Source organism: Blastomonas natatoria (assembly GCF_003201955.1).
Taxonomy (GTDB): domain Bacteria; phylum Pseudomonadota; class Alphaproteobacteria; order Sphingomonadales; family Sphingomonadaceae; genus Blastomonas; species Blastomonas natatoria.
The window spans coordinates 1-7,449 of the sequence record NZ_QJJM01000032.1 but is presented as its reverse complement, the minus strand read 5'-3'; the positions used below and the strand labels follow the sequence as shown (position 1 = coordinate 7,449).

The 7,449-nt window shown below is 55.5% G+C and carries 6 protein-coding genes and 2 pseudogenes; 4 read left to right on the top strand and 4 right to left on the bottom strand.

The annotated features are described in order from the left end of the window. Positions 1–75: 75 nt before the first annotated feature. On the bottom strand, positions 76–2,382 hold the full coding sequence (locus C7451_RS19275) for an ATP-binding protein (protein WP_110300459.1): 2,307 nt from the start codon (positions 2,380–2,382) through the stop codon (positions 76–78). Further along, complete coding sequence (locus C7451_RS19270; protein ID WP_110300458.1) at positions 2,379–3,482, bottom strand: DNA cytosine methyltransferase; 1,104 nt, start codon at positions 3,480–3,482, stop codon at positions 2,379–2,381. Before C7451_RS19270 ends, C7451_RS19275 begins: the two co-directional genes overlap by 4 nt. 434 nt (positions 3,483–3,916) lie before the next feature. On the opposite strand from C7451_RS19270, the gene C7451_RS19265 reads away from it, so the two are divergent. Next, positions 3,917–4,642 carry an HhH-GPD family protein gene (locus C7451_RS19265; RefSeq protein ID WP_110300457.1) on the top strand — a complete coding sequence of 242 codons (726 nt, stop codon included), beginning with the start codon at positions 3,917–3,919 and terminating at the stop codon, positions 4,640–4,642. Between the two features lie 29 nt (positions 4,643–4,671). Here the strand turns inward: C7451_RS19265 and C7451_RS19260 are convergent, their stop codons facing one another. Next, positions 4,672–4,866, bottom strand: coding sequence for a hypothetical protein (locus C7451_RS19260; protein WP_110300456.1), 195 nt, complete (start codon positions 4,864–4,866; stop codon positions 4,672–4,674). A gap of 65 nt (positions 4,867–4,931) precedes the next feature. Then, positions 4,932–5,267, bottom strand: a complete 336-nt coding sequence (locus tag C7451_RS19255) for a C40 family peptidase (RefSeq protein ID WP_146215437.1) — start codon at positions 5,265–5,267, stop codon at positions 4,932–4,934. A gap of 135 nt (positions 5,268–5,402) precedes the next feature. Here C7451_RS19255 and C7451_RS19250 point away from each other — a divergent pair. The 3 genes and pseudogenes from C7451_RS19250 to C7451_RS19240 form a co-directional block, all read left to right on the top strand. Continuing rightward, positions 5,403–5,609: pseudogene (locus tag C7451_RS19250) on the top strand (IS66 family transposase); the annotation flags it as partial. A 184-nt stretch (positions 5,610–5,793) separates the two neighbouring features. Beyond that, on the top strand, positions 5,794–6,513 hold the full coding sequence (locus tag C7451_RS19245) for a sacsin N-terminal ATP-binding-like domain-containing protein (protein WP_146215436.1): 720 nt from the start codon (positions 5,794–5,796) through the stop codon (positions 6,511–6,513). 118 nt (positions 6,514–6,631) lie between these two features. Beyond that, positions 6,632–7,360, top strand: a pseudogene (locus C7451_RS19240) (IS256 family transposase); the annotation flags it as partial. Positions 7,361–7,449: the final 89 nt, after the last annotated feature.

The following is a 7,449-nucleotide window of genomic DNA, read 5'->3' as shown; positions in this document are numbered from 1 at the left end:
TCCGGTAGTCTTCGCAAAACCACCTGAATCAACGACTTGGGCTGGCGTCAAGCTAACCCACTGGCACCACTCAACTTAATTTCGGATCAGGCTCTTAGACGTCAAAAGGGAAACAACATCCTCAAGGTAAGATTGGATTCGCCTCCGAGCTTCGGTCCTTGCCCGCGAGGTAGCTTTATCATCGGGCAGAGCAATCTGCATGAACGGCAACGAAAACACCTTCTTGTCCAAGAGGTGTTCAGGGAACCGCTCTAGCAACCGAGGCAACGTTCGTTCTGGGATGTACCCGATCACCTTAATCGCCTTCGGGTCTTTCTTGAGGAAAAGTTCAAGTAGATCGGCATCATCGATTAGGGAAACTGTCGTTTCCTCGACGTCGCCAGCTGATTCATGAATAACCTGAAGAACATCATAGGCGACCGGCGCCAAGTATTCTTCGAACCTAAATCTCAAGTCCTCTATGATGTTGTACGCACGATCCTGAAGGACTCCTCTTTCAACACGAGTATCCTTGAATTTGTTGGCATAAATGGAGCTAAATGTTTCAACCAAGTCAGAAAGGTGGTCGCGCGCCTTGAAACGCTCCGCAAGATATAAGGTGAGAAGATCTTGTGGCGCCAAGGGATATTCAGCCACGATGGGATGGCTTTTATCAAAGAAAAAGTCGCATTCATTCGCGTCCTGAAACAGGAGGCATGGGACGCTCTTTCCGTCTTTTATGATACGGCCGGGCCCATTGAAGGCATAGGCACGGATTTTAAGTGGCGCGGATTTACCATAGCCATACTCACCGCTCAATGACTCCACTAGCGTCGATGACTGCGTGAGCGTGTCGACGTTGCTATCTTGCTGCATAGGAGGTTGCGCAGCGGCCGGCTTGGGAGCGGGAGCAGGTTGAGCAGTCGTCCCGTTTGATGGCGGCGGTGCATAGATGTCGATATCGTCGGTTGGCTGTTCACCGGGATCAACCGGCGCTGCAGTGTTGCCGCCCTTGTCTACCTTTGCCTGATCCGCCTCTTGCGCTGCTTTCCACCACTTTTCATCGGACTGGTAAGCGGAGTCGCCTTTAAAAAACAGCTTTGCCCATTCACGGGCCGAACTGTTCGGTGCCGCTAAGCAGCGCGTACCTGGGTCGCTACGACGATATGCATTTGCAAGCAATCCGATGGGAGATGTCACTGCATCTGAATAGCCCATAGCCTTCCTTCTCTTGGGCAAGAAAGGACCGTCGCCCCTTAAGGCGAGGACCGTCTCGACCCAAGAGCTCTCGGAGCGATCAAAGTCATTTTTTTGATAGGTCGGAACCAGATAGTCGACGTGAACCTCCCCAACGATGCGGCCACCGACAGTCGTTCCAAGCTCGACGGGATACTCCAAGACGACTTCGCCAGACAGTGGGTTTTCCCACGAGAATAGCCTTTTGTCTTTTATAAGTATTTTTCTACCGTTGCGGACGAAGTCGATACCGAAGTCATTCGGGTCTGCATACCGTTGGACGCCAATCCAGCCTCGCAACTTTCTATGCCGTTCAACAATATTATCCGGAAGGACTATTCCGTTAGCAAGTTTGGCACGGAGCTCCACCTCCATGGCGCCGGGAATGTATTGATTTCTATCAACATCAAATAGGGCACTTCCTAGGTCCCGATCGATGTTTAAAACGGCGGCCACCTTGGCTCCATCACGGACCACGCCACGATCTGAATTCCAGATGCAGTAGGGACGTGCCGATAGCCGCTGGCCATTTATGTAGATCGCGACCTTCTTATCTCTGAGAATAGGTGCATAGACGTCTTCGAGGGTCTTGCGGAGCTCAGTCTCTCGATCTCGCAGTTCCTTGAAATTTCCCTCGTTCAAATCGGCAATGACAACCTTGGTGCCGGTCAGAGAAGACTCTGCCTTTGGCTCTTTCACGATAGGAGCGCTGAAGGATCCACGCTTCGCCAAATCGCGAAAGTCGATTTCAATCCCAGCCCATTCGTCGCTTGCGGCGCGTGTCGACAGGAAACGAGTTACTCCACCCAGCCTAGCCGTGGCGATATTAAAGCCCATCCCAAAAAGGCCGAGGTTCCCGACTGGGTCATTGCTGGTGTACCCTGCGCGAACCGCCAATGTGACAGTCTCAAGGTCAATTCCGCGCCCGTTATCGGAGATTTCGATCACCCGCTTTTCTGCGGCTACATTGGAATTTGACCAATTCACATCGATCCGCGCATTGTCGGGGAGCGCGCCCTCACGCTCAGCCGCCAAGAAGGCATCGAGCGAGTTGTCGATCAACTCCGCCAATGCCTGCCAGGGTCGAAAGGGAATTTGCCCCAAAACCCAAAGAATACGAGGACTTGGCGTGATGTCTGCAGTTTGCAGTGTCTGCAAGGTGGTCATATTTTCGAAGCCTTGAGGAAGTTGGAGACCGCTTCGGCCACTTTATGGGCCAGTATAGGAGGAACTGCGTTTCCGATTTGCATCACGTTTGTAGTTGCGGAATGCGGGAACGCGAAATCATCTGGAAATGTCTGCAGGCGCGCGCATTCCCTGACGGTCAATCTTCTCTCTAAGCTATAATGAAACTGAACTCGTGATTTTGCGTTAGCTCTTACGGTATACGCTGGATGATCTCGCTTACTTTTCTCATCCCCTTGACCGTTACCCTTTTTAGCCTTGCTTGCTAGAAAGTATTGGCTTTGATTTGGAACGCTTTCGTCAAGAGTGTGTTTAAGGTCATCAATCGCCCACGAGATTGACCGATACCCACCGTCGTCTCGCCCAAATTCTGGAGCGGGCTGCTCCGGAAAGCCGTCTAAATCTGGATGCACACAGACAAAAAATAGTCGTCGCCTGTTCTGGGGAATTCCATAGTCAGGAGCGTACAAGTTCCAGAGTTCGACTTTATAACCTGTTGAAGACAAATCCTCTAAAATTGTCTTTAAGACTTGACCTTTTTGCATCCTAGCGAGGTGCGGAACATTTTCACCGATCACCACTTTCGGCTTATGATGCATCATGTAATCTATCAAAGATCTGTAGAGCTGCCCCCTAGAGGACGTTAATCCACGCTTGGGTCCACATGACGAAAAATCTTGGCACGGAAAGCCACCAATAAGGACGTCAGCCCTTGGTGCGTTCTTTGGGTCAAAATTGGATAGATCTACTTGCTCGATACGATCAGAGATGTTTTGCTTGTATGTCTCGACGCATCGTTCATCAAAGTCGTATGCCTTCTCGATCTCAAAATCGAGCTCGGGTACAGTGGCCCCGAAAACCTCAAATCCGCCGTGAAAGCCGAGATCCATCCCACCGCAACCGGCAAAATATGAAACAACCTTATGCCGCCCAATGACGCCGCTAGTTTCGATATTTTCTGAAACATCCGCAAATGCATCAGGAAAATAATCAATTGAATTATCGGCTTTTAGGGCAAATGACATGTCGTCGCATTGATCTTCTGTCACTTTTATTTGCCCCACATTTTTAGATCGCTTCATTGGCACTATGCTGATATTCCTGGGTAACTGAGAAATCGCAATAAATCAACGCAACAAGGTAATTTTAGCATAGCTCAAGCACTTCGCTAGCTACGGCCAGCGCAAGGGCGACGAGAGTTCGATGTTACCTGCCGCACCGCTGCATTCCTTCGACAGCACCAAGCTATAGCGCCTGAGCCGCTCACGATAGCCGTCCTCGCCTGATGCAGACAAGAGGCCTATCGATATGCCACCGGATTTCTCCATTCACTGACCAATGGGGAGTTGCTCAGCTCAAGGCGGACGAGCGCAGCCGGCTGGATTGGCGCTCGTAGCCGGCCGGACAAGCTGGCAAAACGGTGAAATCGACCCAACTCTCGCCTCTAAGTGATCTCAACGCAGCTGTCGCGAGCGCCTAAGATAGCCAACGTGTCGATTCGAAAGGGATCCGGGAGATGGTGGATGTAAAGCCCGGCCGGCCTATCTCATGCCGAGGCCGAAGCACACCTGCTGCTGATCGGTTGCAGGTCGGAGAGAAGCGAAAATTGACGCGCCTACGTTCTGACCTGCTCAATTGGGCAAGGCAAGCCGGCAGAGTTTATCCATGGCGTGCGAATGCAGCAAGCTCGTACGAAAGGATCGTGGTAGAAGTTCTATTACAGCGAACCACCGTGACCGCCGTGTCGAAATTCTACGATGCATTTTTCTCGCGCTTCCCAACCTGGGAAGCACTTGCACTGGCTCAGCCCGAGGACCTTGCAACCTTTCTCAAGCCGTTGGGTTTATGGCGGAAACGAGCGGCCTCCCTCTTAGGGTTGGCTAAATATGCCATCTCAGTATCTGGCCAATTTCCGCATAATCCTCGAGAACGCCGCAAGATTCCTGCAATCGGGCAATACGTTTCGAGCGCGATAGCGTTGTTCCAATATGGCGAACCTGCCCCGCTGCTTGACGTGAACATGTCTCGGGTAATCGAACGATTTATCCACCCGCGAAGCCGTGCAGATATTCGGCACGACCCTTGGTTACGAGATGCCGCCTTTTGGTTTGCGCGCGGACCTCAGCCAGAAATGGCAAACTGGGCCATTCTTGATTTTGCGGCCCTCGTGTGCAAGTCGCGCCGACCCCGTTGCAGCGAATGTCCAGTAAGGCCGCGGTGCAACTATGTTCGAAGCAAGTAGCTGCAGATACCATCGAATCGTAGACCTGTTCAGAGAATCCGCGCCCTGGCCGTCTTCCGGAATACTACGCTTCCGATCCCGGTCAGTGCCAGCACCACGGTCAGGATGTTCGCCTGCATCAGCCCCTCTGGCAGGATATCGAGCGCCGTGGCTACGCCCCACAGGCTGCCGATGGCGACGGTCCAGATGGACTTGGACGCCCACCACGGTTTCAGTTCTTCCATGTCGTTTCTCCACAAAAATGCCCACGGGAATCGCGGGCGGACAGGTCGGTGATGGCGGCGACCGATCAGGCCTCGTTCGTGGATAGAGCGCCGCTGGCCGCGAGCTGGACCGGCTTCGCGGTCACAGGCGTCTTGCCGGTAGACCGGCCAGCGAATGGCGATGCAGCGGTCCCGGGCGCGATCCGGGTGATAGTTACGTCGTCGGACTGGCTGCCGCCAAGCACGTGGAATGCAAAGTAATCCTCGCCAACATAGAGCCCGACATGGCCGGAACCCCGTGCACGGTGAAACACCAGGATGTCGTCGAGCTGGGCCCGATCAGCAGCTTTCCCAAACTTCGCCCAGTTGCGCGCCCAGAGCGGACCTTCCGCGACCGGCTTGCCGGCGCGTTTCGCGACCACGGCCATAATCAGTCTGCACCACGGAATGCCGTCGTCATTGAAGACCTTTGCGAGGCCCGTCTCTTTCGCCCAAGCGACAAAGCAGCCTAAAGGATACAACCTTGGCGGCCTATGCCGCATTCCTGACCATCGGCGAGGTTCCCCGCTATCAACAATATTTCCGAGCGGGAAATCCACCCCTCGGTCGTGTTCCCCAAGGTCACAAACGGTTACCGTTCCGACTGGGGTGCCCAAATCCGTGCCGGATACCGCTCGGTCACCGGCCCGGCGCGCCTCTCGGGCCAGTCCGCCCTGCAAGCAATCCGAGACCTCGTCGATGGCAAATTCGCAGTCGCCTGCTAAGGCCACTATAAGCCACCCCCGCTGAGCAGTTACTTCCCTGGGCCAAACTTCATCACTTTTAACGTATTGTGCGCACGTTAATGTCAGTAGTTCACGGCGAAAATCGGATTGAGCTGCTGAAGGGGGGCATGTGACTGAGGGGGATGCGACCGGTTCTGACGTACTCGGATCTTATCCAACGGAGATGGAGATCAGATCCAGCGGGTTAGTGCATTCAGCGGAAAGCGACATTCTTCGCCTGCAGCAGATTTTGCGGGAGGGGTATGCCTCGGGTTTCACGATCTTCAAGGAGCTGCTCCAGAACGCCGAAGACGCGGGTGCTCGCCGGATGGTCGTGGCCGGTCACGCTGGGTTCGATGAAGCGACTAACCCACTGCTGCGAACCCCTGGGCTGATTGTCGCAAATGATGGTCCCGTCCTTGCCCGGCATATGGACGCGATCACCCGCGCCAGCGGCGGGAGCAAAGCGGATGAACGGTCGGCAGTAGGGCGGTTCGGTCTAGGACAAAAATCAGTCTATCATCTGTGCGACGCATTCATTGCGCTTGGTCGGGTGGAGGATCGCGAAGGCCGACCACAAACGCTGATCATGAACCCATGGGAACAGGTTGCTGAAGCCGATGCGGCACATCGCGACTGGCCTCAACTTTCTGCCACCGAAGCGAAGATGCTACTCGATAAGGCCGCGGCGCTCGGCATGGAGCGGGGCATGGCGCTGTTCCTGCCGCTGCGCACCCCACATCTGCGTCCCGGGGCCGGGCTGTGCCTGTCGGATACGAACTGGCACCCCGACGGAGCGATCTCTGATATCCTCGATGGTGAGGAATTGGCCGCGACATTGTGCTGCCTCCGCAATCTGGAGGTTAGCGTCCGCGCTCGTGGTGTAATTTCTGGTGTAGATTGAGATGATCGCATGGGGTGGGGCATGCCCCACCCCATGCGATTTCGATCTCGGTGGCCACCGGGCTCATCGGTAAGGTGGAGTTACCACACTTCACACGCCCACCGAGGAGTTGATCCCGATGACCGACGACAGACTACCGCTTGCCGAGCTGATGGCGAAGACTGGAGATGGAGATTTCCTGCGCACGATCGCCGAGAGCGTATTACAGATCATCATGGAGGCCGACGTCGATGGCCTGGTCGGCGCTAGCCGACACGAGCGCTCCGGCGACCGGACGACCTGGCGGAACGGCTACCGCGACCGCAGCCTCGATACCCGGCTCGGCACGCTCAACTTGAGGATTCCCAAGCTACGGACCGGCGCCTACTTCCCTGGCTTCCTGGAACCCAGGAAGACCGTCGAGAAGGCGCTGGTCGCGGTGATCCAGGAGGCGTGGATCGCCGGCGTCAGCACCCGGCGTGTCGACGAGCTGGTGCAGGCCATGGGCATGACCGGCATCTCCAAATCCTCGGTGTCCAAGCTGTGCAAGGATATCGACGAACGTGTCCATGCCTTCCTTAAGCGGCCGCTCACCGGCGACTGGCCCTACCTCTGGCTCGATGCTACCTACCTCAAGGTGCGCGAGGGCGGGCGGATCGTCAGTGTCGCCGCGATAATAGCCGTTGCCGTCAACACCGAGGGCAAGCGCGAAATCGTTGGCCTTCACATTGGACCCTCCGAAGCCGAGCCATTCTGGTCGAGCTTCCTCAAGGACCTCGCACGCCGCGGACTGACCGGCGTGAAGCTGGTCATCTCCGATGCCCACGAGGGCCTCAAGGCAGCGATCACTCGCGTGCTCAGCGTAAGCCTGCGGTGAGTACCGCGGTTCAGGCAGCCTGACGCTGGATTTGAGCGGGTCGCCAGTTCCAGGGGAGCAGGTCGGCGAGCTGGCTTTGC

Coding starts and splice junctions, on each gene's coding strand:
- C7451_RS19245 (WP_146215436.1), top strand. CDS start 5,794: ATGGAGATCAGATCCAGCGGGTTAGTGCATTCAGCGGAAAGCGACATT.
- C7451_RS19275 (WP_110300459.1), bottom strand. CDS start 2,382: ATGACCACCTTGCAGACACTGCAAACTGCAGACATCACGCCAAGTCCT.
- C7451_RS19260 (WP_110300456.1), bottom strand. CDS start 4,866: ATGGAAGAACTGAAACCGTGGTGGGCGTCCAAGTCCATCTGGACCGTC.
- C7451_RS19270 (WP_110300458.1), bottom strand. CDS start 3,482: ATGAAGCGATCTAAAAATGTGGGGCAAATAAAAGTGACAGAAGATCAA.
- C7451_RS19265 (WP_110300457.1), top strand. CDS start 3,917: ATGGTGGATGTAAAGCCCGGCCGGCCTATCTCATGCCGAGGCCGAAGC.